Source organism: Sphingomonas phoenicis, assembly GCF_047238005.1.
Taxonomy (GTDB): Bacteria; Pseudomonadota; Alphaproteobacteria; order Sphingomonadales; family Sphingomonadaceae; genus Sphingomonas.
The window spans coordinates 3,405,535-3,430,358 of sequence record NZ_JBDFMC010000002.1 but is presented as its reverse complement, the minus strand read 5'-3'; the positions used below and the strand labels follow the sequence as shown (position 1 = coordinate 3,430,358).

Genomic DNA, 24,824 nt, shown 5'->3' with positions numbered 1-24,824 from the left:
GCGCCGCCGGTGACCCTGGCCCTGATCGATTACGGCGCCGGCAATCTCCACTCGGTGGAGAACGCCCTGCGCGCCGCCGGCTGCACCGATCTGGCGGTCACCGCGGATCCCGATCTGGTCGCGCGCGCCGACCGCATCGTCCTGCCCGGCGTCGGCGCGTTCGGCGCCAGCGCGGCGGCGTTGCGCGCGATCGACGGAATGGTCGAGGCGATGGACGCCCGCGTCCGCCGCGACGGCACGCCGTTCCTGGGCGTCTGCGTCGGGATGCAGCTGATGGCCGATACCGGCGAGGAGATGGGCACGCATGCCGGCCTCGGCTGGATCGCCGGCCGCGTCCGCCGGCTCGAACCCGGCACCATGGCGGCCAAGGTGCCGCACATGGGCTGGAACGACGTGCGGCCGGTCGGTCCCCATCCGCTGATCGAGGCGGGCGAGGCCTATTTCCTCCACAGCTTCGCGTTCGAGGGGGCGGACGTGCTCGCCACCACCGATCATGCCGGCCCCGTCACCGCCGCGATCGGCCGCGACACCATGGTCGGCGTCCAGTTCCATCCGGAAAAGAGCCAGCGCTACGGCCTCGCGCTCCTCGAAAGGTTCCTCGCATGGCGCCCCTGAAGTCCGGCACGACCGGCGACGGCCTGATCGTCTTTCCCGCCATCGACCTGAAGGGCGGGCAGGTCGTTCGTCTGGCAGAGGGCGATATGGATCGCGCCACCATATACGGCGACGATCCCGCGCATCAGGCGATGCTGTTCGCCGATGCGGGCGCCCAGCACCTCCACGTCGTCGACCTCGATGGCGCCTTCGCGGGCGAAAGCGTCAACGGCGAGGCGGTGAAGGCGATCGTCCGGCGCTTTCCCGGCCATGTCCAGCTGGGGGGCGGCATCCGCACGCCCGCCGCGGTCGAGGCATGGTTCGACCTGGGTGTCGCCCGCGTCGTCATCGGCACCGCCGCGCTGGAACAGCCGGAGTTCGTCCGCGACATGGCCAGGGCATTCCCTGGCGGCATCGTCGTCGCCGTCGACGCGCGCGACGGCATGGTCGCGACCAAGGGCTGGGCCGACGTGTCGACCACCAGCGCCACCGATCTCGCCCGCCGGTTCGAGGATGCCGGCGTCGCCAGCCTGCTGTTCACCGATGTCGGCCGCGACGGCCTTTTAAAGGGCTGCAACGTCGAGGCGACGGTCGACCTCGCCCGCGCGGTGTCGATCCCGGTCATCGCCTCGGGCGGCGTCGCGGGGATCGGCGAGATCCACGTCCTCGCCCTGCACGTCCGCGACGGTGTGGAGGGCGTCATCACCGGCCGCGCGCTCTACGACGGCCGGCTCGACCTCGCCGCCGCGCTCGCGGTGGCCGCGGCGGCGGATCGATGACGGTCCGCGCCCGCGTCATCCCCTGCCTCGACGTCGCCAACGGCCGCGTCGTCAAGGGCGTCAACTTCATCGAGTTGCGCGACGCCGGCGATCCTGTCGAACAGGCCCGCGCCTATGACGCCGCGGGTGCCGACGAGCTCTGCTTCCTCGACATCACCGCCAGCCACGAGGATCGCGGCACCATCCTCGACGTCGTCCGCCGTACCGCCACCGTCTGCTTCATGCCGCTGACCGTCGGCGGCGGCGTCCGTACCGCCGACGACGCCCGCGCGCTGCTGCTGGCCGGGGCCGACAAGGTCGCGGTCAACTCCGCCGCCGTCTCCCGGCCGGAGGTCGTCGCCGACATCGCCGGCCGGTTCGGCAGCCAGTGCTGCGTCGCCAGCATCGATGCGCGCCGCAGCGGCGATGGCTGGGAGGTGTTCACCCATGGCGGCCGCCGCCCGACCGGGATCGACGCCGTCGCCCACGCGCTGCACCTCGCCGATCTCGGCGCGGGCGAATTGCTCGTCACCTCGATGGACCGGGACGGGACGCGCAGCGGCTACGACCTCGATCTGGTCCGCGCCATCGCCGATCGCACCACCGTGCCCGTGGTCGCCTCGGGCGGGGTCGGCGGCCTCGACGATCTGGTCGCCGGCATCACGCACGGCCATGCCAGCGCGGTGCTCGCCGCCTCGATCTTCCATTTCGGCGAGGCATCGGTCGCCGACGCCCACCGCGCGCTGGCCGCCGCCGGCGTTCCCGTCCGCACGCATTGAGGAGCCCCGGCATGGACGCGCTCGATCGCCTCGAAGCCACCATCCGCGATCGCCGCGGCGCCGATCCCGGCTCCAGCTACGTCGCCAGCCTGCTCGCCCGGGGTACGCCCCGCATCGCGCAGAAGCTGGGCGAGGAAGCGACCGAAACGGTCATCGCCGCGCTCACCACCCCCGACAAGCTGGCGTCCGAAGCCGCGGACCTGCTGTTCCACCTGCTCGTCCTCCTCGCCGATGCCGGCCTGTCGCTCGACGACGTGCGGGCCGAGCTGGTCCGGCGGGAGGGCGTCTCGGGCCACGACGAGAAGGCGGCACGGCCGGGCTGAACGGGGCCTTGCCCCTTCGTCATCCCCGCGCAGGCGGGGATCCATATACGCAAAGGTTCGAGGCTCTATTGCAGACGGCAGCGTCTGGATCCCCGCCGGCGCGGGATGACCATGTGGAAAACAACGGACATCACGCACTAGAAGCAAACCCGCCCGACACAGCAGGAGCCCCGCCAATGCCGATCGACGCCACCCTCCCCTATGACGACGCCAACATCTTCGCCCGCATCCTGCGCGGCGAGATCCCCTCGACCCGCGTCTACGAGGACGAGTGGGCGATCGCCTTCCACGACATCGCGCCGCAGGCGCCGACGCATATCCTCGTCATTCCCCGTGGCCCCTATGTCTCGTGGGACGATTTCAGCGCACGCGCCTCCGATGCGGAGATCGCCGGCTTCGTCCGCGCGGTCGGCACCGTCGCGCGGCGGCACGGACTGGTCGAACCCGGTTACCGCCTGCTCGCCAACACCGGCGGACATGGCGGGCAAGAGGTCGCCCACCTCCACGTCCACCTGTTCGGCGGCACTCCCCTCGGGCCGATGCTCGCGCGCAGCGGCGGATAGCGCAGCTTCGTGACAGTAAAGCGTTGCACGCAACAAAATTGCGGCTAGCATCCCGGCTTTACCAAGGCAGGGCGCAGCGTTGACGCGCCTCTCGGGGGGAATTGGTTGATGATATTCGGGCGCGTCAAGCCACTCGACGCCATTCTGGCGGCGGCCGAGCGCAAGTCGCTCCACCGCACGCTGGGGGCTTTCCAGCTGACCCTGTTCGGCATCGGTTCGGTGATCGGCACGGGCATCTTCGTGCTCACCGCTGCGGGCGCGCAAAAGGCGGGGCCGGGCCTGATGCTCGCATTCGCCATCGCCGGCGCGATCTGCATCGTCGCCGCGCTCTGCTATGCGGAGATCGCGGCGATGATCCCGGTCGCGGGCTCCGCCTATACCTACAGCTACGCGACGATGGGCGAACTCGTCGCCTGGACGGTCGGCTGGGCACTGGTCCTCGAATATGCGGTCGCCGCCTCCGCGGTCGCGGTCGGCTGGTCGGGCTATTTCACCGGTACGATCCTCAACCAGTTCCTCGGCATTCAGCTACCGGTCTGGCTGTCGGCCGGGCCGCTGGCGCTGGGCGGCGTCGCAGGGGGGTTCATCAACCTGCCGGCAGTGGTCATCGCGGGCCTCGTCACCTGGCTGCTGATCATCGGCACCTCCGAAAGCGCGAAGGTCAACGCCGTCCTCGTCGCGATCAAGGTCGTGGCGCTCACCGCCTTCATCTTCCTCACCTTCGGCAAGATCGATACATCGGAGTTCAACCCGTTCCTGCCCGCCGGCGTCTTCGGCGGTTTTGGCACCGGCGTCGGCGCGGTCGGCGCCGCGGCGACGATCTTCTTCGCCTATGTCGGCTTCGACGCGGTCTCGACCGCGGCGGAGGAGACCAAGAACCCGCAGCGCAACGTGCCGATCGGCCTGATCGGATCGCTGCTGTTCTGCACCGTCTTCTACATCCTGGTCGCGGCGGGCGCGATCGGCACGATCGGCGGCCAGCCGATCATGGGCCCCGGTGGCGTTCCCTTCCCCGCCGGCTCGGAGGAACTGGCCCGCCAGTGCGCCCTGCCGCAGCACGCGCAGGCGCTGGTCTGTTCGAACGAGGCGCTGGCCCATGTCCTGCGCACGATCGGCTTCGGCACGATCGGCAACATGCTGGGCATCGCCGCCTTCGTCGCCCTGCCTTCGGTGATCCTGGTGCTGCTGTTCGGCCAGACCCGCATCTTCTTCGTGATGAGCCGCGACGGCCTCCTGCCCGGCGTCCTCAGCAGGGTGCATCCCAAGTGGAAGACCCCGCACGTCGTCACCGCGATCACCGGTGCCGCCGTCGCGTTCGCCGCCGCGTTCCTGCCGGTCGGCGCACTGGCGGACATCGCCAATGCGGGCACGCTCTACGCGTTCGCGATGGTCGCCGTCGCGGTGCTGATCCTGCGCCGCACCGCGGCCGACCGGGTACGCTCCTTCCGCACGCCCGCCGTGTGGTTCGTCGCACCGGCGACGATCATCGGCTGCATCTTCCTGTTCTTCAACCTGCCCTCGGCGGCGATGCTCGTGCTGGTGATCTGGGGCGCGATCGGGCTCGTGGTCTATTATCTCTACGGCTACCGCACCAGCCATGTCGGCCAGGGCCGGGTCGAGGTGGTGGTCGACGACGCGGTCGACGGCATCACCCACTGATCGCCGCCACCGTCACGCAGACAGGAAAGGCCGGGGATCGCTCCCCGGCCTTTTTCGTGCCTGTCCTACACGGCGGCTGACCTGTATCCCGCTGGACCGCAACGGCTCTTTCTCACCACGAACCACATTCCCGTCCGCGCGTGAACAACGGTGCAGGCCTTACCTTAGCCTTACCTTCCGGTTCGGATCGACATCGATTTAGCCCTTACCTTAGCCTTACCTTCCGCGGTCGAACCCGGTCACAGCCGAGCTGCCAGTGCCTTCAGATCCACCTGCGGCCGTGCCCCGAAATGGCCGATGATCTCGGCGGCACACAGCGCGCCCAGCCGCAGCGACCGCTCCAGGTCATGGCCCTGCGCCTGCCCATGCAGGAAGCCGGCCGCGAACAGGTCGCCCGCACCGGTCGTGTCGATCACCGCCGCCACCGGCGCCGCCGGTACCGTCGTGCGCTCGCCGCCGCGGATGGCGCACGCGCCTTTCTCGGCCAGCGTCACCACCACGGTCGGCACCTTGTCCTGCACCGCCGCGATCGCCGCATCGACGTCGCCCGCTTGCGTCAGCGCCATGATCTCGGCCTCGTTGGCGAACAGCACGTCGATCAGCCCGGCATCGATCAGGGCGTGGAAATCCGCCCGGTACCGGTCGATCACGAACTCGGCCGACAGGGTGAAGGCGATCTGCCGCCCCGCCTGCCGCGCCACGTCGATCGCCGCCCGCATCGCCGCGCGCGGCTCTTCCGGGTCCCACAGGTAACCCTCGATATACAGATACGCGGCATCGGCGATCAGTGCCCGGTCGATCGACCCCTCGGGCAGGAAGTGCGATGCGCCCAAGAACGTGTTCATCGTCCGCTGGCCGTCCGGCGTCACGAAGATCAGGCAGCGTCCGGTCGTCGGCGCACCGGCGCGCGACGTCGTGTCGAAACGCACGCCCGCCGCACGGATGTCGTGCGCGAACACCTCTCCCAGCTGATCGTCGGCGACCTGGCCGATGAACGCGCACCGCCCGCCCAGCGCCGCGATGCCGGCCAGCGTGTTGGCCGCCGATCCGCCCGACACCTCGCGCCCCGGCCCCATCTTGGCATAGAGGGCGTCCGCCTCCTCGGGCGAGAAGACCAGCTGCATGGCCCCCTTGGTCATGCCCTGCTCGGCCAGGAAGGCATCGTCGGACTGGGCGAGGATGTCGACGATCGCATTGCCGATGGCGACGACGTCGTAGGCGGGGCTGGTCAAGATGCTGGGCTCCGGGAAGAATGAAGCCGCCGCGATAGAGGCGCCGCCGGGCGCACGCAATGTTGACGGCGCACCGCCTGCCCGCCATCCCCGTGGCGATGCTGCGTTACCTCTTCCTGTCGATCGGCCAGCTGGGGGACCGCGCGGTGCTTGCCGTGCTGGCCAAATCGCTGGCGGTGACGCTCGCGCTCTTCGGCGTGCTGGGCATCGGGCTGTGGTGGGCGATCGATGCGGTGCTGGCACGCTGGACGGGGGCGGACGCCACCGCGCTGGCGGCGGTGGCCGCGACGCTGATCGCGATCGTCTCGCTGTGGTTGCTCTTTCGCGCCATCGCCGTCGCCGCCGTGGGCCTGTTCGCCGACGACATCGTCGTCGCCGTCGAGCGGCGTCATTATCCGGGCGCGCTCCGCACCGCCCGCCCGCTGCCCTTCCACCGCGCCGCTGCGCAGTCGTTGCGCGCGGCGGGACGGGTGATCGCCGTCAACCTGCTGCTGGTGCCCGTCTATGTCGCGCTGCTGGTCACCGGGGTGGGCACCGGCATCGCCTTCCTGCTCGTCAATGGCTGGCTGCTCGGGCGCGATCTGGGCGACATGGTCGCGGTTCGCCACCTCGATCCCGCCGGGGTGAAGGCATGGCGCGGGGCGACCCGCGGCCGCCGCTTCCTGCTCGGGCTGGGCGGCACCGTCTTGCTGGCCATACCCTTCGTCAACCTCCTCGCGCCCGTACTCGGCGCGGCGATGGCCACCCACCTCTTCCACGCGAGACGATCGTGACCCGTGCCCGCTACGCCATTTTGCCGCCGCTCGCCCTCGCCGCCTGCGTGTCGCCCACCGTCCCCCGCGTGCCCCAGAACACCGCCCCGCCGCCCGTCGCCTATTCCAGCATCGGCCTGGAACGCGTGATCGGCCAGGACGCGAAGGGCCTCGTCCAGCTCTTCGGCCAGCCGGACGCCGACGTGCGGGAGGGGACCGCCCGCAAGCTGCAGTTCGGCAGCAACATCTGCGTCCTCGACGCCTATCTCTACCCCGATCGCACCCAGGCGGAGCCACGGGTCACCTATCTCGATGCGCGTGAGCCCGATGGCAGCGCGATCGACCGGGCCAGCTGCGTCGCCGCCCTCACCCGCCGCGACGGCGGTCGCTGATCCGCGACGCCGCCCAGCACGCGGCGTCGCGGATCCCCTCGTCCGGATCGTCGGCCAGCGTCTTGAGCAACGGCAGCAGCCCGGCCTCGCCGTTGTTGCCCGCCGCGATGCAGGCATTGCGCACCATCCGGTCACGCCCGATCCGCTTGATCGGCGATCCCGCGAACACCTGCCGGAACCCCGCATCGTCCAGCGCCAGCAGGTCGGCCAGCTCCGGCGCGGCAAGCTCCGCGCGCGGCGCGAAGGCCAGGTTCGCCGCCGCGGCCGCCGCGAACTTGTTCCACGGGCACACCGCCAGGCAATCGTCGCAGCCATAGATGCGGTTGCCGATCCCCTCGCGGAACTCGGCCGGGATGACCCCGCGATGCTCGATCGTCAGGTACGAGATGCAGCGTCGCGCATCCAGCCGGTACGGCGCCGGAAAGGCATCCGTCGGACACGCCCGCTGGCACGCGTCGCATCGTCCGCACCGGTCCACTCCGCCCCGATCGGGCGCCAGATCCAGCGTCGTGTAGATCGCCCCCAGGAACAGCCAGCTGCCATGCTCCCGGCTGACCAGGTTGGTATGCTTGCCCTGCCACCCGATTCCCGCCGCCTCCGCCAGCGGCTTCTCCATGACCGGCGCGGTATCGACGAACACCTTCAGGTCGCCAGCCGCCTCCTGCACCAGCCACCGCCCCAGCGCCTTCAACGCGCGCTTGACCACATCGTGATAATCGCCGCCCTGGGCATAGACCGAGATGCGGCCGATCCCCTCCGCCTCGGCCAACGCCAGCGGATCGGTGGCGGGCGCATAGCTCATCCCCAGCGACACCACGCTGCGCACCTCGGGCCACAGCCCCATTGGCGCCTCGCGATGGTGCGCCCGTTCCTCCATCCAGATCATGTCCCCGTGACAGCCATCCGCCAGCCACCGGCGCAGTCGCTCGCCCGTCTGCGGCGCGGCATCCGCCCGCGCGATCCCGCACGCCGCGAAGCCCAGCTCCGCAGCCTTCTGCTTGATACGGTGTTCCAGCTTGTCGGGCGACACATCCGCCCGCTACCACGACCCTGCGGCGGGAGGAATGAGTTGAACGAAGCGTGGGCGGTGACCGCCGAGGGCATGGTGAAGCGTTTCGAGGGGCGCCGCGTGGTGGACGGGGTCGATCTGGCGGTGCCGACGGGGGCGATCTACGGCGTGCTGGGTCCCAACGGCGCCGGCAAGACGACGACGCTGCGCATGCTGCTGGGCATCATCGAACCCGACGAGGGTCGGCGAACCCTCCTTGGGCACGCCCAGCCGCGCGATGCCAGCGACCGGGTCGGCTACCTGCCCGAAGAACGCGGGCTGTACCCCGCGATGAAGGCGCGCGAGGCGATCGCGTTCATGGGCGCGCTGCGTGGTCTGCCCTGGCGCGAGGGTCGCCGTCGTGCCGCGACCCTGCTCGAACAGGCGGGGCTGGCTCACGCCGTCGACGAGAAGGTGCGCAAGCTGTCGAAGGGAATGGCGCAGCTCGTCCAGCTGCTCGGCTCGGTCGTCCATCAGCCGGACCTGATCGTTCTCGACGAACCCTTTTCCGGCCTCGACCCCGTCAATCAGGAGAAGCTGGAGGCGCTGATCGTCGCCGAGCGCGACCGGGGCGCCACGATCCTCTTCTCCACCCACGTCATGGCACATGCCGAGCGGCTGTGCGACCGGCTGGCGATCATCGCCGGCGGCAAGCGCCGGTTCGAGGGGACGGTGGACGACGCCCGCGCCACCCTCCCCGCGCAGGTCCACTACCTGCCTCACCATGCCGATCCCGCGATCGCGGCGCTGCTACCCGCCGATGCCATGCCGGAGGGAGCCGGCTGGCGCTTCACGCTGCCTGCGGGCGGTATCGAGCCGCTGCTCACCCCCCTTATCCAGGCGGGGCACGGCATTGCCGGCCTGACGATCGAGCGACCCACCCTGCATGAGGCCTTTGTCCGCATCGTCGGCGCCGTCGATGCCGTCGATGCCGTCGATGCCGAACGCCGGCAACAGGCAGCGGCATGACCCGGTTGCGTCGCACCATCCGCCAGACCCTGACCATCGCCCGCCGCGACTTCGTGGCGACGGTGTTCACCCCCATCTTCCTCCTGTTCCTGTTCGCCCCCGTGTTCATGGGATCGTTCGGCGCAATCGGCGGACTGGGCGCGGCCAGCATTACCGACGGTGCGGCGGGCAAGTCCCGCATCGTCGCGATCGTCGCGCCGGACCGGGCGCCAACGATGATCCACGAGGACGCCCGCCTGCGCCGGCTGTTCAAGCGTGACGAGCAGCCGGGGACGCTTTCGATCGTTGCCCCAACGGGCGATCCGGCCCGGCAGGCGCGGGCGGCGATGGCCAACCGGACCTACGACGTCGATGGCGTCCTCTACGGACAGCTCGGGCGACCGACCATTCTGCTGCCGCCGCTGGGTCGCCTGACGGGCAATTATCTGGAGACGCTGGCACATGCGACCGTCGCCGCGGAGCAGCCGGGCGCGATCGCCGTCACCGCCACCCGCATTCAAGCGGTGCGCAAGGGGACGTCGATCGGCGGGCAGCACCAATCGGGCTTTCTGGCGGTATTCGGCGTCTTCTTCCTGACGCTGTTCCTGGCAGGCCAGGTCGTCGGCACTATGGCTGAAGAACGCAACAACAAGGTGATCGAGGTGCTCGCCGCAGCCGTGCCGCTGGAGGCGGTGTTCGGCGGCAAGTTGATCGGGATGTTCGGGGTCGCGGTGCTGTTCGTCGGATTCTGGGGCACGGTGCTCGGCCAGTTGACCGCATTGCTGCCCGCGGGTGCCGCGGCGGCGTTCGGCGACCTCACCCCGGCGGTGGGCTTGCCGACCTTCGCGCTGCTGTTCGCCGCCTATTTCTCGATGGCCTATCTGCTGTTGGGGTCGGTGTTCTTGGGTGTCGGGGCGCAGGCGTCGACCATGCGCGAAATCCAGATGCTGTCCCTGCCGATCACGCTGGTGCAAGTGGGCATGTTCGCCCTCGCCTCCGCCGCGGCGCGGTTGCCGGGGAGCTGGGTGGCGACGGTGGCGGAGTGGTTTCCACTCTCCTCTCCCTTCGCGATGGCGGGGCGCGCGGCCAACTCGCCGGAGGTGTGGCCGCATCTGCTGGCGCTGGCATGGCAGGGGCTGTGGGTGGCGGTGTTCATCACGGTGGGCGCGCGGCTGTTCCGGCGCGGCGTGCTGCAATCGGGCAGCGCACGACCGTTCTGGCGGCGAAGAAGGGGATAGCGGCCCGCCGCAAGGCTCCCCATATCGACGACATGACCACGAACGCCGATCGCCGCAGCTTCCTCAGTCTCGCCGCCCTGTCCGCGACCGCCGCGGCACTGTTCGGCTGTCGGGGATCGGCGGAGGCCGCCGAGCGCTTTCCGGTCGCGATGAGCGACGCCGAGTGGAAGAAGAAGCTGGGCCCGGCCGCCTATGACGTCCTGCGTCACGAAGGAACCGAGCGGCCGTTCAGCAGCCCGCTGAACGAAGAGCACCGCGCCGGCACCTTCGCCTGCAAGGGTTGCGCCCAGCCCCTGTTCTCCTCGAAGACCAAGTTCGAGAGCGGCACCGGCTGGCCCAGCTTCTGGGCACCGCTGGCAAAGGCCGTCGGCACGACCACCGACCGATCGTTGATGATGAGCCGGGTAGAGGTGCATTGCAGCCGGTGTGGCGGCCATCTGGGCCATGTGTTCGACGACGGCCCGCGCCCGACCGGCAAGCGTTATTGCATGAACGGCGTGGCGATGACTTTCCGTACTGCCTGACGATCAGCCGCCGTTGACGAGATCGGCAGATGCCGTCCGCGCGAACTGCACGGGCGCTTCCTGCGGACGGCCGGCGTAGATGAAGCCCTTCGTCGGATAGCTCGACGTGCCGAGGTCGTGGTTGGGACCGTACCATACCCGGACGCGGCTCCAGTCGCCGGCGTCGGACACGTCGACCGCGCGCACGTCGGTCTCGACGCCGCCGCGGCGCGACCAGTTGGCATGGGTCAGCAGAACCTCGCGATCGTTGACGACCTGCGACACCATGGCGACGTGGCCGACGCGCATCCGGCCGGTCGCCTCGAACGCCAGCACCGCGCCGGCGCGCGGGGCGTGGCCGCGATCGTAGCGGCCCTCCGCCTGGCTCCACCAGGTGTTCGCGTTGCCGCGGATCTCGATGCCCGAGATCTGGCGGGCATAGGGCGCGCACTGCCAGAACTGGGCGGCGGCAGGAGCCGCCATCGTCAGGCCGCACGACAACACCAGCGCGAAACGCGCTGCCAACACTCGAAACATTCTTGCAGACCCCCCGGTCTCTCAGACGGTACGAGTGTCGGCTACGGAGATAATCGCCGCTAGGAAAGAGGCGCGGGAACCTTATCGGACGAAGCGTGTTGCCGCGCCGACGACCCGCTTCCCGCCCCGTTCATTGCGCCCCGGAACCGGGTTTCCAGCCCATGATCCGGTCGACGGTGGTCGACGTGACGGCGTGATAGCCCGGCCGCGACCGCGCATAGATTCGCCGGGCCAGATTGCGGCCCCAGTCACCCTGCCCCCACAACTGCTCGAACAGCGGCGCCACGAATTTGCGGCGACCCTGCGCGGTCAGGAACTGCTCGGCCGAGGCGGTGGCGGGCGGATAGCGGTTGGCCAGCGTCAGCGCGAGCCAGACGAAGCGGATCTCGGCGTTGCCGGTGTCTGTCCAGCGAAAGCGTCGATCCAGCGCCGCCAGCCGCTCGGTCGGCAGGCTGCGCGGCAGCTGGGTGATGAAGCGGACATATTCCTGCGTCGTCACGTCGCCCGGCACCGCTGCGACCGGACCGCCGGCGGCATAGGCCTTCGCCGCGGCGTCGATCGCGGGGAAGGCATCGGAGCGGACATGAACGGCGTTGGCGGGGATGCCGGGGCGGTAGACCCAGACATCGACACCGATCCGCTCCGCCTCACCCGCTTTCAACAGATTGGCGCGCAAGTCCTTGAGGAACCCGGCGCTGGTCTGCGGCTGGAAGGCGTGGCGATCGAAATAGCCGCGCAGGTACGCGTCCCAGCGGGCGCGACCGACAACACTCTCGATCGTGCGCAGGAAGGTGGCGCCCTTGTCATAGGCGATCTGGGTCATGCCGTCGTCGGGGTCGCGCGAAGCGGCGAGATCAAGATGCAGCTTCGTATCGGGCGAGGCGGGCCCGCCCGCCGCCGCGACCGCGGCCTGCATGTCCGTCCAGGCGAGATCCGCCTCCATCGCGGCCCGGCGCTGGCCGTACAGCCGCTCCATGATGCGGTTCTCGAAATAGCTGGTGAACCCCTCGTTCAACCAGAAGTCGTTCCACGTCGCGTTGGTGACGAGGTTGCCCGACCAGCTGTGCGCCAGTTCGTGCGCGATCAGCGAGACGAGGCTGCGGTCGCCGGCGATCGCGGTCGGCGTGGCGAAGGTCAGCGTCGGGTTCTCCATACCGCCGAATGGAAAGGAGGGCGGCAGGACGAGGACGTCGTACCGGCCCCAGCGATAGGGACCATAGAGCGACTCGGCGGCGGCCACGAACTTCTCCAGCTCGCCGAACTCGTACGCCGCCTTGTCGAGCATCGCCGGCTCGGTCCAGATGCCGGTGCGCTTGCCGGTCGCGCGGAACTTCAGGTCGCCGACCGCCAGCGCGATCAGGTACGGCGCGACCGGCTTGTCCATGCGATAGGCGAAGGTGCAGGTGGCGGCGGTGCAGGTCCGCTCGCCGACCGCCAGGCCGCTCATCACCGCGGTCAACGGGCGGGGCACGGTGATCTTCGCATCCCATGTCTGGCGGATGCCGGGCGAATCCTGCGTCGGGATCCAGCTGCGGTTGAGGATCGCCTCCCCCTGGCTGAACAGATAGGGCTGCGTCTTGCCGGCGGTCTGCGCGGGATCGAGCCATTGCAGCGCCTTTGCCCCGGGCCGGGTCGCATAGGCGATGCGCACCTGCTTCGCGCCATCGAGGTCGATGGTCAGTGGGGCGCCGTGGGCGGCGTCGACGACCGTGCCGGCGGTGTAGCGGAGCGTGCGGCCCCGACCGTCGGTGACGGCAGCGATATCGAGCCCGTTGTCATCCAGGATCAGCCGGTTGCCCCTGCCCTGCACGTCCAGGGTGGCGGTACCGCGCAGCAGCTTCGCGGTGAAGTCCGCCGTCAGGTCGAGCGAGACATGGGTCACGCGGACGTCGAGCGGCGCGGCGAAGCTGTGGACGTCGCGGGCGTCGGGCGCGGTCAGTACGGGCGCCGTCATCGGGGCCGGCGCGGCGGCGATCAGGGCAAGCGACAGGAACGGCGGCAGGAAGGCGCGCATGACATACTCCGATTGTTGCCGCCCCTTTACCCATCCCGACCGGGATCGCCCATACCGCGCGACCATGAAAGCGCCGACGCCGCTTGCGCGACGGCCACCACCACCGTACCCGTTGTTCAAATCATCAGGAGAGTGCCCGTGGATACCAGCAGCCTGTTTCGCCTCGACGGCCGTGTCGCACTGGTGACCGGGGGCAGCCGGGGCATCGGCAAGATGATCGCCAGCGGCTTCGTGCAGCAGGGGGCGAAGGTCTATATCTCGTCGCGCAAGGCGCCCGCGTGCGAGGAGACCGCCGCCGAACTGGGGCCGAACTGCATCCCCCTGCCCGCCGACGTCTCGACCGTGGACGGATGCCGCGCGCTGGCGGCGGCGCTGGCCGAGCGGGAGGAGCGGCTGGATATCCTGGTCAACAATGCCGGCGCCGCGTGGGGCGTGCCCTTCGAGGAGTTTCCCGAGAGCGGGTGGGACAAGGTGATGGACCTGAACGTAAAGTCGCCCTTCTTCCTGACGCAGTCGCTCCACGGCCTGCTGAAGGCGGGGGGCAGCCGCGAGCGGCCGGCGAAGGTCATCAACATCACCTCGATCGACGGCCAGCGGCTGAATGCGTGGGAGACGTACAGCTATCACGCGTCGAAATCGGCGCTGATCTACCTGACCAAGCGGATGGCGGCGCGACTGGTGCGCGACGGCATCAACGTGACGTCGATCGCGCCGGGCGCCTTCGCCAGCGACATGAACAAGGCCGCGCGCGACCATGGCGACGCGGTGGCGCAGAGCATCCCGGCCAGACGGATCGGCGGACCCGAGGACATGGCGGGAGCAGCGATCTACCTCGCCTCGCGTGCCGGCGACTATGTGATCGGGGAGACGATCACGGTCGATGGCGGGCTGGTGCATGCGACGGTGGGGATGTCGATCGACGCGTAGATTGAGGTAACGCAGGGCGGCGAATGTTGAGGAAGTTGCGGGTTGCGGCGGGTTTTGGCGTATGTTGAGGCTGGTTGCGCAGGCGTGGCTTATCGTTTCGTTACCGATGGTTGTGGCTGGATCTTGGTACGATCCGTCAGCTGACCCGTTCGCCGGGGAAGTTGCGACAGTGATGCTGTCGCAACATTGGCGCGGTGAATGTTGAGGCTGATGGCTGTGTGGCGGGATCGGGTTTGGCGTCGGATCGCGCATGGGGCGAACATACGCTTTTTGGGTGGGTGTAGGACATCATCGACCCCGGTGGTGGCAGAAGCTTTGCTGGGCGTGGTGATATGAGGTTGGTCTTTCCTCCCTTGACGAAAGGGCATCTCCGGAGCGGCGGCGATGGTGGACAGGCCCCACCCCAGCCCTCCCCTGAAGGGAAGGGAGCCTTGAAGCGGTGGATCACCCTTCATGATGCACCAGCTATGGCGGTTCGGCGGATGGGCCATGCGCTTTCGCCCAGTTGCGAACATTAGCGAGACGTGTTTTGTAGACGGATGCTGAGCACAACTCTTAGAGCTGCTGTAGCCTGTTTGATGGCCATTTCTGCGGTCGATCAAGCATCTGCATGCTCGATCGTTGTACCAACCGATTGGGGTCAATCCCATTTTCGGAAGATGGCGAAAGACGCTGTTGATAATTCTACGGCCATCATCGACGGTGAGGTCGTTCAACCTTTTATTGAAGGAAAGCAAAACGCCATCGTTCGCGCCGCCCGTGTCCTAAAAGGCCCACGCGCGACGCTGTTTGAAATTGGTGAGAGGGATAGTTGTAGCTTGCGTCTTGATCGCACGGGCGAACGTCGACGTATGCTTTTGGTCGGAGGGCCGAAGGTCTACGATCTGTGGAACGATGGCTCAAATGCGCGCTACGAAGATCATCATCTTAAGTCGGATCGCAGGAAGGTCTGGCCGTATGTGGCAGGACGAGAGCATTCGACTACCGACCCTCGTTGATGTCCGCTCACCACCAACTCCTGCTTCACCGCCGCTCGAACAGTTTCCACACGCGGGGGTGGTTGGTCGGCCGGGGTTTGCCGTCGATGCGGACGGCGCGGCGGAGGGGGACGGGGCGGAGGATCATCTGGCCCTTCATCGCGTCGACGCCGCCGCCCGAGGGGAGCGCGAGGATGCGCTTCACCGTCTCCATGCCGCCGACGACGTGGCCGAACGCGGCATAGCCGGGATAGCCGGGGCGTGCGTCCATCTGGGGCGTGGGGCCGACGGTGAGGACGAAATTGCCGCCGGCGGAATCGGGGCTGTCGCCGCGGGCCATCGAGATGGTGGCGTCGAGGTGGCGGATGCCGGTCCTGCTGGTCGGCTCCAGCGGGAAGCTGGGCAGGATGCGCTTCGCGTCCTGGCGGATGCCGCCCTGGATGAAGCCGCGGGTCGGGTCCGCCTTGCTGCGGGCGGCGCGGTAGAAGACGGTGCCGTCGAAGCGGCCGTCGTCGACATAGGCGAGGAAGTTGGCGCTGGTCCTGGGCGCGCGGCGGGTGTCGAGCGCGACCATGATCGGGCCGAGGCCGGTGTCGAGGCGGACGCGGACGATGCCGGGACGGGCGCCGGGGGCCTGCGCCGCGGCGGGCGTGAGGGCGGCGAGGGCGGCCGGGATGAGGACGAAAAGGAGTTTCACGGCATCGCGCTATCTTGTGTCCCTGCGAGGGCGGGAACCGGTGCTGGGCTCCCGCCTTCGCGGGAGAACGGTGAGGTGGGAGACGGCCTGCAACGGCGGAGCTTGTCGCGGATGTCGCCCCGGCGAAGCCGAATGGCAGTTTGGGGAGCATACTGCCCGTTATCCGGGTCCCCGCGACGGCCCCCGGCCTTCTCCGGGGTGAACCGTGGCTCGATTACCGCGCGATCCCCCCTGCCGCCAGCACGGCGAGCGTCACCAGTTCGCTGGCGGTGCTGGCCATGGGGGCGATCTGGACCGGCTTTTCGAGGCCGACGAGGACCGGGCCGATCATGTTGTCGCCGCCCAGTTCGCGCAGCAGCTTGGCGGAAATGTTGGCGGACTGGAGCCCCGGCATGATCAGGACGTTGGCCGGGCCCGACAGGCGCGCGAAGGGGTAGTTGGCGAGCTGCTTCGGATTGAGCGCGACGTCGGGCGCCATCTCGCCTTCATATTCGAACCCGACCTGACGCCGGTCGAGCACGCCGACGGCGGCGCGGATATTCTCCAGATAATGGCCCTCGGGATTGCCGAAGGTGGAATAGCTGAGGAAGGCGACGCGCGGCTCGTGACCCATGCGGCGGGCGACCTGTGCGGTCTGGACGGCGATGTCGGCCAGCTCCTCGGCAGACGGTCGCTCGTTGACGGTGGTGTCGGCGATGAAGACGGTGTGGCTCTGCCCGACCAGGATGTGAATGCCGAAGGGGGTGCGGCCGGGCTCGGGATCGATCACGCGCTTCACCTCGCGCATGGTGTGCGCCCAGGTGCGGGTGATGCCGGTGATCATCGCCTCCGCCTCGCCCAGCTGGAGCAGCACGGCGCCGAAGATGTTGCGGTCCTGGTTGATCATCCGCTCGACGTCGCGGCGCAGGAAGCCGCGGCGCTGGACGCGCTCGTAGAGGAAGTCGACCATGCGCGGGACCAGCGGCGAGTGGCGGCTGTTGTGGACCTCATACTCCTCCGGCGCGGTGACGCCGAGGGCGCGGAGCCGGTCGTGGACGTCGTCGCGGCCGACCAGCACCGGGGTGCCGTAGCCGCCCTCCTTGAACGCGATGGCGGCGCGCAGCACGACCTCCTCCTCGCCCTCGGCGAACAGGACGCGGCGGGGATGCGCCTTGGCCCCCTCGTACGCCAGGGTCAGGAGCGAGGTGGTGGGATTGAGGCGGGCGCGCAGCGACTGGCGATAGGCCTCCATGTCGAGAATCGGCTTGGTCGCGACGCCCGAATCCATCGCCGCGCGCGCGACGGCGGCGGGCACCACCTCCATCAGGCGCGGATCGAACGGCGCGGGGATGATATACTCGGGACCGAAGCTGTGGCGGGTGCCGTAGGCGATCGCGACCTCCTCGGGCACCCGCTCGCGCGCCAGCTCGGCGATGGCGCGGGCGGCGGCGATCTTCATCTCGTCGTTGATGCCGGTCGCCCGCACGTCGAGCGCGCCGCGGAAGATGAAGGGGAAGCCCAGGACGTTGTTGACCTGGTTGGGATAATCCGAGCGGCCGGTGGCGACGATCGCGTCGGGACGCGCGGCCTTGGCCAGTTCGGGGCGGATCTCCGGCTCCGGATTGGCCATGGCGAAGATGATCGGGCGGGGCGCCATGTCCTTCACCATCTCGGGCTTCAGCGCGCCGGCGGCGGACAGGCCCAGGAACACGTCGGCGCCGTGCAGCGCCTCGGTCAGGGTGCGGCGATCGGTGGCGGCGGCATGGGCCGATTGCCACTGGTTCACGTCGTCGCGGCCCTGGTAGATGACGCCGGTGCGGTCGCACATGATGACGTTGTCGGCGCGCACGCCCATCGCCTTCATCAGCTCGGTGCAGGCGATCGCGGCGGCGCCGGCGCCGTTCACCACGACCTTCACATCGGCCATGGCGCGGCCGGTGAGCATGCAGGCGTTGATGAGGCCGGCGGCGCAGATGATCGCGGTGCCGTGCTGGTCGTCATGGAAGACGGGGATGTTCATCCGCTCGCGCAAGGTCTGCTCGATGATGAAGCATTCGGGCGCCTTGATATCCTCGAGGTTGATGCCGCCGAAGCTGGGCTCCATCAGCTCGACCGCGTCGATGAAGCGGTTCACGTCCTCGGTCTTCAGCTCGATATCGATCGAATCGACGTCGGCGAAGCGCTTGAACAGGACCGCCTTGCCTTCCATCACCGGCTTCGACGCCAGCGCGCCGAGATTGCCCATGCCGAGGATCGCGGTACCGTTCGAGATGACGGCGACCAGGTTGCCCTTGGTGGTATAGTCGTAGGCGGTGGCGGGATCGTCGGCGATCGCCTGCACCGGCACCGCGACGCCCGGCGAATAGGCGAGCGCCAGATCGCGCTGCGTCGCCATCGGCTTGGACGCCACGATCTCGATCTTGCCCGGCCGTCCTTCCGAGTGGAACAGCAGCGCCTCGCGCTCGGAGAACTGGACGTTGACGGGGTCGGACATGATGGCTCCCGGATCTGGACGTCACGGCTCTAGGCGGTTTCGGGCGGGGCTTTCAACCCGGCTGGGCAAGCACCGGGCGATGGATTATACTCCCCGGCATGAAGCAGGAGTTCGGCCTTCCGCCTCGCCCGGGTCGCGAGCCGACACGCGCCGACTTCGCGCGCGCGAAATCGATGTACGCAGCCGGCGAAGGGGTAGAGCATGTCGTGGTCGGGCGGTGGTTGCTGACCTGGGGAAAGCCCGGCCGGAAGGATTTCGCCGACTGGTTAGCGGAACAGGATGGCTAGAGTCGTTTGGCGCAACGACGCCCTTGACGATCTCGACGACATCATAACCTACCTCGAGCAGTTCAATCCCACCGCCGCCACCCGCTATTTCGTGCGCCTTTTCACGCTGGGCGAGAGCCTGCGCGACTTTCCGCACCGCGGTCGACCGACGAGCGACGGCGACCGCGAACTGGTGACCGTACCGCCTTACATTCTCCGCTATAGCGTCGATGGTGAGTCCGTCTTCATCCTCTCTGTCAAACACGGCGCACGCCGCCCCGAATGATCGCGCCCCGATGACCACCACCCCCACGCCGATGATGGCGCAATATCATGCCCTGAAGGCCGAGGCGCAGGATTGCCTGCTCTTCTATCGCATGGGCGATTTCTTCGAGCTGTTCTTCGAGGATGCGCGGATCGCGAGCGGGGTGCTGGACATCGCGCTGACCGCACGGGGCGAGCATGACGGCGAGAAGGTGCCGATGTGCGGCGTGCCGGTGCATGCCGCGACCGCCTATCTCCAGCGGCTGATCAAGGCCGGACACCGCGTCGCCATCGCCGAGCAGACCGAGAGTCCGGAGGCGGCGCGCAAGGCGCGGGGATCGAAGGCGCTCGTCAACCGCGCGATCGTCCGCGTCGTCACCGCCGGCACGCTGACCGAGGAAGCGCTGCTCGATGCGCGATCGGACAACTGGTGCGTGGCGATCGGCGAGACGGCAGGGAGCGTGGCGCTGGCGGCGGCCGACGTGTCGACCGGCCGGTTCCAGGTCATCGCACTGGCGCCGGACGCGGTGGCGGCGGAACTGGCGCGACTGGGCGCGGCCGAAGTCGTCGCGTCGGAGGCGAGCGCCTTTGCCGAGGCGGCGACGACGCTGCGGCCGAAGGGCGAGTTCGACAGCGGCGCGGGCGAGGCGCGGCTGAAGCGGCAGTTCGCGGTCGCGACGCTGGACGGATTCGGCCAGTTCGGGCGCGCGGAACTGGCCGCGGCGGGCGGGCTGGTCGCGTATCTGGACCACACCGCCAAGGGCGCCCTGCCCTTCCTGCGACCACCGGTGGTGCACCGCGCGGCGACGACAATGGCGGTCGATGCGGCGACACGCGAAAGCCTGGAGCTGACCTGCACCGCCGCCGGGCAGCGCAAGGGATCGCTGCTCGACGCGGTCGACCGGACGGTGACGGGCGCCGGTGCGCGGCTGCTGGCGGCGGATATCGGCGCGCCGCTGATGGACCGGGCGGCGATCGAGGCGCGGCTGGACCTGGTGGCGTGGCTGCACGACGATGCGGCGCTGCGCGAGCGACTGCGCGCGGCGCTCCGGGCGCTGCCCGACATCGGCCGCGCGCTGGGGCGGCTGGCGGCGGGGCGCGGCAGTCCGCGCGATCTGGGCCAGCTGCGCGACGGACTGGACGCGGCATGGACGCTGGGGGAGCGGATCGCGGATGGCGGCCCGGCGCTGCTGGCGACCATCGCACCGCAGCTGCGCGGACACGGTGCGCTGATCGACCTGCTGCGCCGGGCGCTGGTCCCCTCCCCCCCGATCGAGGCCAGTGCGGGCGGCTATATCGCGGCGGGGTACGACGTGGCGCTGGACGATCTGCGCGACGCAGGGGCAGGCGGACGGCGGGCGATCGCGGCGCTGGAGGCGGAGATGCGGAGCGCCACCGGGGTCACGGCGCTGAAGGTGCGGCACAACAATGTGCTGGGTTACCATGTCGAGGTGCCGGCGCGCGCGGCGGATGCGCTGATGAAGCCCGACAGCGGCTTCACCCACCGCCAGACGCTGGCCGGCGTCGTCCGCTTCAACACGCCGGCGCTGCACGAGGTGGCGGTGAAGGTGTCGCAGGCGGGCGCACACGCGCTGGCGGCGGAGGCGGCGCACTTGGAGGAACTGACCGCGACGGCGCTGGCCGGCCGCGAGCCGATCGCGGCGACGGCGGACGCGCTCGCCCGGCTGGACGTGGCGGCGGGGCTGGCCGAGCGGGCTGCGGAAGGTGGCTGGGCGCGGCCGACATTGGTCGAGCATGCCTGTTTCGAGGTAGAGGGCGGGCGCCACCCGGTGGTCGAGGCGGCGGTGGCGAAATCGGGCGAGCGGTTCGTCGCCAACGACTGCCGCCTGTCGGAATCGTCGCGGCTGTGGCTGGTCACGGGACCGAACATGGGCGGCAAGTCGACCTTCCTGCGGCAGAACGCGCTGATCGCGGTGCTGGTGCAGGCGGGCAGTTACGTGCCGGCGACCGCGGCGACGCTGGGGCTGGTCGACCGGCTGTTCAGCCGGGTCGGCGCATCGGACAATCTGGCACGCGGGCGATCGACCTTCATGGTCGAGATGGTGGAGACGGCGGCAATCCTGGCGCAGGCGGGCCCGCGCAGCTTCGTGATCCTGGACGAGGTCGGACGCGGCACCAGCACCTATGACGGCTTGGCGATCGCCTGGGCGGTCGTGGAGGCGATCCACGAGGAAAATCGCTGCCGTTGCCTGTTCGCGACGCATTATCACGAGCTGACGCGGCTGGCGGAGCGGTGCGACGCACTGTCGCTGCATCACGTCCGCGCGCGCGAGTGGAAGGGCGAGCTGGTGCTGCTCCACGAGCTGGCCGACGGGCCGGCGGACCGCAGCTACGGGCTGGCGGTGGCGCGGCTGGCCGGGATGGCGCCGCAGACGGTGGCGCGTGCGAAATCGGTGCTGGCCAAGCTGGAGGCGGGGCGCGCGAAGACCGGCGGGCTGGCAGCGGGGCTGGACGACCTGCCCCTGTTCGCCGCCGCCGCCGCGAAGATCGAGGAGCCGCAGGGCGATCCGGTGCGGCTGGCGGTGGAGGCGCTGGACGTCGACGCCCTGACCCCGCGCGAGGCGCTGGACCGGCTGTACCAGCTGAAGGCGCTGGTGCGGGAGGGGTGACGACGGCGCCCTATCGGCCGACGAACAGGAAAGCGGCGGCGCCGATCAGGCAGGCGAAGGCGGCGGCGTGGCGCCAGGTGACGGGTTCGCCGAGGATCGTGACCATGAAGATGCCGAAGACGGCGAGCGCGATTACCTCCTGCGTCACCTTCAGCTGGCCCGCGCTCCAGCCGGACGCATAACCGATGCGGTTGGCCGGGACGGCGAGGCAGTATTCGAACAGCGCGATACCCCAGCTGATCGCGATGACGACATAGAGCGGCTTGCTAGCCCCGCCCTTCAGGTGCCAGTACCAGGCGGTCGTCATGAAGATGTTCGAGGCGGTGAGGAGCAGGATCGTCGGCATGGCGGCGACCATGCCCGACCGGGACGGGTCGGGATAGCCGCCCGGGCGTGACGTTTTCTTCATGTTTCCGGGTGCCCGACGACCGGGCGTGCGGACCGGCGAGGCTGGCCTTTGCGGCGGTGTGCGGCCATGTAGCATGGCGATGAGCCGTTTCGACACCCTGCCCAATCGACGGGCGATCGTGGACCGCAGGGCGCTGGCCGAGGCGGTCGGGGCGCTGCCCGACGCCGGCCTGCGTGCAGCGGCGATCCCGTTACTGCGCGGGGCGCTGGATGCCGGGCGCAGCGAGATCGCGCGGCGGCTGGCGGAGCATCCGACCAAGGGGCTGGAGGTCGGCGCGGCGCAGGCGTACCTGATCGACCAGCTGGTGCGCGTGCTGTTCGAGCTGGTGTCGGTGCGGCTGCATCCCGCCGACCAGCCGATGGTGGTGCTGGCCGTTGGGGGATATGGCCGCGGCGAGATGGCCGCGCATTCGGACGTCGATATCGGCTTCGTCACCGCTGCACGGGCGACCCCGGCCGCCGAGCAGGTGATCGAGGCGATGCTGTACGGCATGTGGGACCTGGGCCTGAAGGTCGGCCATAGCAGCCGGTCGCTGGACGAGATGATCCGGCAGGCGAAGGCCGATGTGACGGTGCGCACCGCGCTGCTCGAGGGACGCTACGTCACCGGCGACCAGGACGTGTATGACGAGGCGTCGCGCCGGTTCAAGGCGGAGGTGCAGCGCGGCACCGAGAGGCGGTTCGTGGCGGACAAGCTGGCGGAGCGGAACGCCCGGCACGTCAGGATGGGCGACACCCGCTATGTCGTCGAGCCGAACGTGAAGGAGGGCAAGGGCGGGTTGCGCGACCTGCACGCGCTCTTCTGGATCGGTAAATATGTGTACGACGTGCAGCGGGCGCGCCAGCTGGTCGATGTCGGGCTGTTCACTCCCGCCGAATACCGGCTGTTCCACCGCGCCGACGAGTTCCTGTGGGCGGTCAGGTGCCACCTGCACGTCATCACCGGCCGGGCGGAAGACCGGCTGACCTTCGACGTGCAGCGCGAGGTGGCGGCGCGGATGCGGTTTCGCGACCGCGCCGGCAAGCCCGCGGTCGAGCGGTTCATGCAATTCTATTTCCTGCAGGCGCGCACCGTCGGCACGCTGACCGGCGTGTTCATGGCGCATCTGGACGAGCGGTTCGCCGGACGCGGCCGGCGACTGGGCCTGCCGGCGCTACGGCGCAGCCCGAAGCGGCTGCACGGGTTCGTGCTGGATCGCGGGCGGCTTGCCTTGCCGCACGACGGGTTCTTCGCCGAGGATCCGGTGCGGCTGCTGGAGATCTTCGCGCTCGCCGATGCCGAGGGGCTGGAGATCCATCCGCTGGCGATGCGGGCGGCGGCGCGCGATGCCAAGCTGATCGACGAGTATCGCAGCGATCCGCGCGCCAACGCGATCTTCCTGGAGGTGCTGACCAGCCCCGGCGATCCCGAACTGGTGCTGCGCTGGATGAACGAGGCGGGCGTGTTCGGCCGGTTCGTGCCCGACTTCGCCCGCGTGGTCGCGCAGATGCAGTTCGACATGTACCACCACTTCACCGTCGACGAGCATACGATCCAGGCGATCGGGCTGGTTGCCCGGATCGAGGCGGGCACGCTGAAGGAGGATCACCCGCTCGCCACCGCGATCATCGACCAGATCGTGTCGCGCCGCGTGCTGAGGGTGGCGGTGCTGCTGCACGACATCGCCAAGGGCCGGGGCGGCGACCACTCGATTCTGGGCGCGGCGGTGGCGGAGCGGCTGTGCCCGCGGTTCGGCCTGAGTGCCGCGGAGACCGAGACGGTGGCGTGGCTGGTCCGGTATCACCTGCTGATGTCGGCCACCGCGTTCAAGCGCGACCTGGCCGATTTCAAGACGATCCTGGATTTCGCCACCACGGTCGCCAGCCCGGAACGGCTGCGCCTGCTCCTGGTGCTGACCGTCGTCGATATCCGCGCGGTCGGCCCGGGTACGTGGAACGGGTGGAAGCGGCAGCTGCTCGCCAGCCTGTACGAGGCGGCGGAGGAGGTGCTGCGGCTGGGCCACAAGCAGCGCGGGCGCGACGAGCGGATCGCCGCCAAGCAGACCCACCTGCTGGAGCGGCTGGGCTGGGACGAGGCGCGGTTCGCGGCGCTGGTGCGGCGACTGCCCCCGCCCTACTGGATCGCCGAGCCCGAGGACGTGCTGGAGAGCAACGCGCGGCTCATGGATGCGGCGGGCGACGCGGCGCTGGTGATCCGTGCGCAGGTCTATCCCGAGCGCGGCGCGACGTTGGTGACGATCTATGCCGCCGATCATCCGGGGCTGTTCTATCGCATCGCCGGGGCGATCCATGTCGCGGGCGGCAACATCATCGACGCGCGCATCCACACGACGCGCGACGGCATGGCGATCGACAATTTCCTGGTGCAGGACCCGTTCGGGCGGCCGTTCGACGATCCCGGCCAGCTGGCGCGGCTGGAGACGTCGATCCGCGACGCGCTGGCCAATCGCGGCAAGCTGACCGACCGGCTGGTCGCCAAGCCGGCGGCACGGACGCGGGCGGAGGCGTTCTCGATCCAGCCCAACGTGCTGATCGACAATGCCGCGTCCAATCGCTTCACGGTGGTGGAGGTGAACGCGCGCGACCGGCCGGCGCTGCTGAACCAGCTGGCCCATGCGCTGTTCCAGTCGAAGGTGACGATCCATTCCGCCCATGTCGCGACCTATGGCGAACGCGCGGTCGACACCTTCTACCTGACGGACCTGACCGGCGACCGCATCACCGCGCTGCCGCGGCTGCGCGCGCTGGAGAAGCGGCTGCTGGATGCGGCGGCGGGCGCCAGCGAGGCGGTGGCGGCCTGAAACGGAAAGGGCCGGCCCGCCTGGCGTGGCGGACCGGCCCC

General features: G+C 69.4%; 24 protein-coding genes. 17 read left to right on the top strand and 7 right to left on the bottom strand.

The window, feature by feature from the left end:
• The first annotated feature begins 9 nt into the window (after positions 1-9).
• The 6 genes from hisH (at position 10) to ABC319_RS17135 (ending at position 4,676) form a co-directional block, all read left to right on the top strand.
• Positions 10-615, top strand: coding sequence for an imidazole glycerol phosphate synthase subunit HisH (hisH, locus tag ABC319_RS17160; protein WP_413071391.1), 606 nt, complete (start codon positions 10-12; stop codon positions 613-615).
• Positions 603-1,373: a 1-(5-phosphoribosyl)-5-[(5-phosphoribosylamino)methylideneamino]imidazole-4-carboxamide isomerase gene (hisA, locus tag ABC319_RS17155; protein WP_413071390.1), complete on the top strand. Its 771-nt coding sequence runs from the start codon at positions 603-605 to the stop codon at positions 1,371-1,373. The genes hisH and hisA overlap by 13 nt, the downstream gene beginning before the upstream one ends.
• Complete coding sequence (hisF, locus tag ABC319_RS17150) at positions 1,370-2,131, top strand: imidazole glycerol phosphate synthase subunit HisF (protein ID WP_413071389.1); 762 nt, start codon at positions 1,370-1,372, stop codon at positions 2,129-2,131. Before hisA ends, hisF begins: the two co-directional genes overlap by 4 nt.
• 11 nt (positions 2,132-2,142) lie before the next feature.
• Positions 2,143-2,454, top strand: coding sequence for a phosphoribosyl-ATP diphosphatase (locus tag ABC319_RS17145; RefSeq protein ID WP_413071388.1), 312 nt, complete (start codon positions 2,143-2,145; stop codon positions 2,452-2,454).
• Positions 2,455-2,630: 176 nt separating this feature from the next.
• On the top strand, positions 2,631-3,017 hold the full coding sequence (locus ABC319_RS17140) for a histidine triad nucleotide-binding protein (protein WP_413071387.1): 387 nt from the start codon (positions 2,631-2,633) through the stop codon (positions 3,015-3,017).
• A 108-nt stretch (positions 3,018-3,125) separates the two neighbouring features.
• Positions 3,126-4,676, top strand: a complete 1,551-nt coding sequence (locus ABC319_RS17135; protein ID WP_413071386.1) for an amino acid permease — start codon at positions 3,126-3,128, stop codon at positions 4,674-4,676.
• 239 nt (positions 4,677-4,915) lie between these two features.
• Here the strand turns inward: ABC319_RS17135 and ABC319_RS17130 are convergent, their stop codons facing one another.
• Positions 4,916-5,908: an adenosine kinase gene (locus tag ABC319_RS17130; protein WP_413071385.1), complete on the bottom strand. Its 993-nt coding sequence runs from the start codon at positions 5,906-5,908 to the stop codon at positions 4,916-4,918.
• Positions 5,909-5,967: 59 nt separating this feature from the next.
• Here ABC319_RS17130 and ABC319_RS17125 point away from each other — a divergent pair, with 59 nt between their 5' ends.
• Together ABC319_RS17125 and ABC319_RS17120 are read left to right on the top strand one after the other, a co-directional pair.
• The gene (locus ABC319_RS17125; RefSeq protein WP_413071384.1) at positions 5,968-6,681 is read left to right on the top strand and encodes an EI24 domain-containing protein; all 714 of its coding nucleotides are present in this window, start codon (positions 5,968-5,970) and stop codon (positions 6,679-6,681) included.
• Positions 6,678-7,052, top strand: a complete 375-nt coding sequence (locus ABC319_RS17120; RefSeq protein ID WP_413071383.1) for a hypothetical protein — start codon at positions 6,678-6,680, stop codon at positions 7,050-7,052. Before ABC319_RS17125 ends, ABC319_RS17120 begins: the two co-directional genes overlap by 4 nt.
• Here ABC319_RS17120 and queG read toward each other — a convergent pair.
• Positions 7,027-8,082: a tRNA epoxyqueuosine(34) reductase QueG gene (queG, locus tag ABC319_RS17115; RefSeq protein WP_413071382.1), complete on the bottom strand. Its 1,056-nt coding sequence runs from the start codon at positions 8,080-8,082 to the stop codon at positions 7,027-7,029. The two genes, ABC319_RS17120 and queG, sit on opposite strands and share 26 nt — an antisense overlap.
• A 72-nt stretch (positions 8,083-8,154) precedes the next feature.
• Here queG and ABC319_RS17110 point away from each other — a divergent pair, with 72 nt between their 5' ends.
• Genes ABC319_RS17110 through msrB form a run of 3 tightly spaced genes read left to right on the top strand, consistent with a single transcriptional unit; the run spans position 8,155 to position 10,810 of the window.
• On the top strand, positions 8,155-9,069 hold the full coding sequence (locus tag ABC319_RS17110; protein WP_413071739.1) for an ABC transporter ATP-binding protein: 915 nt from the start codon (positions 8,155-8,157) through the stop codon (positions 9,067-9,069).
• Positions 9,066-10,286 (top strand): ABC transporter permease, encoded by a 1,221-nt coding sequence (locus tag ABC319_RS17105; RefSeq protein WP_413071381.1) that lies wholly within the window; start codon positions 9,066-9,068, stop codon positions 10,284-10,286. Before ABC319_RS17110 ends, ABC319_RS17105 begins: the two co-directional genes overlap by 4 nt.
• A gap of 32 nt (positions 10,287-10,318) precedes the next feature.
• Complete coding sequence (msrB, locus tag ABC319_RS17100) at positions 10,319-10,810, top strand: peptide-methionine (R)-S-oxide reductase MsrB (RefSeq protein ID WP_413071380.1); 492 nt, start codon at positions 10,319-10,321, stop codon at positions 10,808-10,810.
• A 3-nt stretch (positions 10,811-10,813) separates the two neighbouring features.
• Here msrB and ABC319_RS17095 read toward each other — a convergent pair whose 3' ends face one another.
• A complete protein-coding gene (locus tag ABC319_RS17095; RefSeq protein ID WP_413071379.1) occupies positions 10,814-11,326 on the bottom strand; it encodes a CHAP domain-containing protein in 513 nt (170 codons plus the stop codon).
• Between the two features lie 130 nt (positions 11,327-11,456).
• Complete coding sequence (locus tag ABC319_RS17090; RefSeq protein WP_413071378.1) at positions 11,457-13,340, bottom strand: M1 family metallopeptidase; 1,884 nt, start codon at positions 13,338-13,340, stop codon at positions 11,457-11,459.
• 138 nt (positions 13,341-13,478) lie between these two features.
• Between ABC319_RS17090 and ABC319_RS17085 the strand changes: the two genes are divergently transcribed.
• Both ABC319_RS17085 and ABC319_RS17080 read left to right on the top strand, forming a co-directional pair.
• Positions 13,479-14,267: an SDR family oxidoreductase gene (locus ABC319_RS17085; protein WP_413071377.1), complete on the top strand. Its 789-nt coding sequence runs from the start codon at positions 13,479-13,481 to the stop codon at positions 14,265-14,267.
• Between the two features lie 578 nt (positions 14,268-14,845).
• Complete coding sequence (locus tag ABC319_RS17080) at positions 14,846-15,265, top strand: hypothetical protein (protein WP_413071376.1); 420 nt, start codon at positions 14,846-14,848, stop codon at positions 15,263-15,265.
• Between the two features lie 25 nt (positions 15,266-15,290).
• Here ABC319_RS17080 and ABC319_RS17075 read toward each other — a convergent pair whose 3' ends face one another.
• Together ABC319_RS17075 and ABC319_RS17070 are read right to left on the bottom strand one after the other, a co-directional pair.
• Positions 15,291-15,941 (bottom strand): peptidylprolyl isomerase, encoded by a 651-nt coding sequence (locus tag ABC319_RS17075; RefSeq protein ID WP_413071375.1) that lies wholly within the window; start codon positions 15,939-15,941, stop codon positions 15,291-15,293.
• 214 nt (positions 15,942-16,155) lie between these two features.
• Positions 16,156-18,414, bottom strand: a complete 2,259-nt coding sequence (locus tag ABC319_RS17070) for an NADP-dependent malic enzyme (protein ID WP_413071374.1) — start codon at positions 18,412-18,414, stop codon at positions 16,156-16,158.
• Positions 18,415-18,512: 98 nt separating this feature from the next.
• Between ABC319_RS17070 and ABC319_RS17065 the strand changes: the two genes are divergently transcribed.
• Genes ABC319_RS17065 through mutS form a run of 3 tightly spaced genes read left to right on the top strand, consistent with a single transcriptional unit; the run spans position 18,513 to position 21,574 of the window.
• Positions 18,513-18,701: a hypothetical protein gene (locus ABC319_RS17065; protein WP_413071373.1), complete on the top strand. Its 189-nt coding sequence runs from the start codon at positions 18,513-18,515 to the stop codon at positions 18,699-18,701.
• Positions 18,694-18,966 carry a type II toxin-antitoxin system RelE/ParE family toxin gene (locus ABC319_RS17060; RefSeq protein ID WP_413071372.1) on the top strand — a complete coding sequence of 91 codons (273 nt, stop codon included), beginning with the start codon at positions 18,694-18,696 and terminating at the stop codon, positions 18,964-18,966. The genes ABC319_RS17065 and ABC319_RS17060 overlap by 8 nt, the downstream gene beginning before the upstream one ends.
• Positions 18,967-18,997: 31 nt before the next feature.
• The gene (gene mutS / locus ABC319_RS17055) at positions 18,998-21,574 is read left to right on the top strand and encodes a DNA mismatch repair protein MutS (protein ID WP_413071738.1); all 2,577 of its coding nucleotides are present in this window, start codon (positions 18,998-19,000) and stop codon (positions 21,572-21,574) included.
• Between the two features lie 10 nt (positions 21,575-21,584).
• Here mutS and ABC319_RS17050 read toward each other — a convergent pair whose 3' ends face one another.
• Positions 21,585-21,920, bottom strand: a complete 336-nt coding sequence (locus ABC319_RS17050; protein WP_413071737.1) for a DMT family protein — start codon at positions 21,918-21,920, stop codon at positions 21,585-21,587.
• A gap of 136 nt (positions 21,921-22,056) precedes the next feature.
• Here ABC319_RS17050 and ABC319_RS17045 point away from each other — a divergent pair, with 136 nt between their 5' ends.
• Complete coding sequence (locus tag ABC319_RS17045) at positions 22,057-24,783, top strand: [protein-PII] uridylyltransferase (RefSeq protein ID WP_459565471.1); 2,727 nt, start codon at positions 22,057-22,059, stop codon at positions 24,781-24,783.
• Positions 24,784-24,824 lie beyond the last annotated feature (41 nt).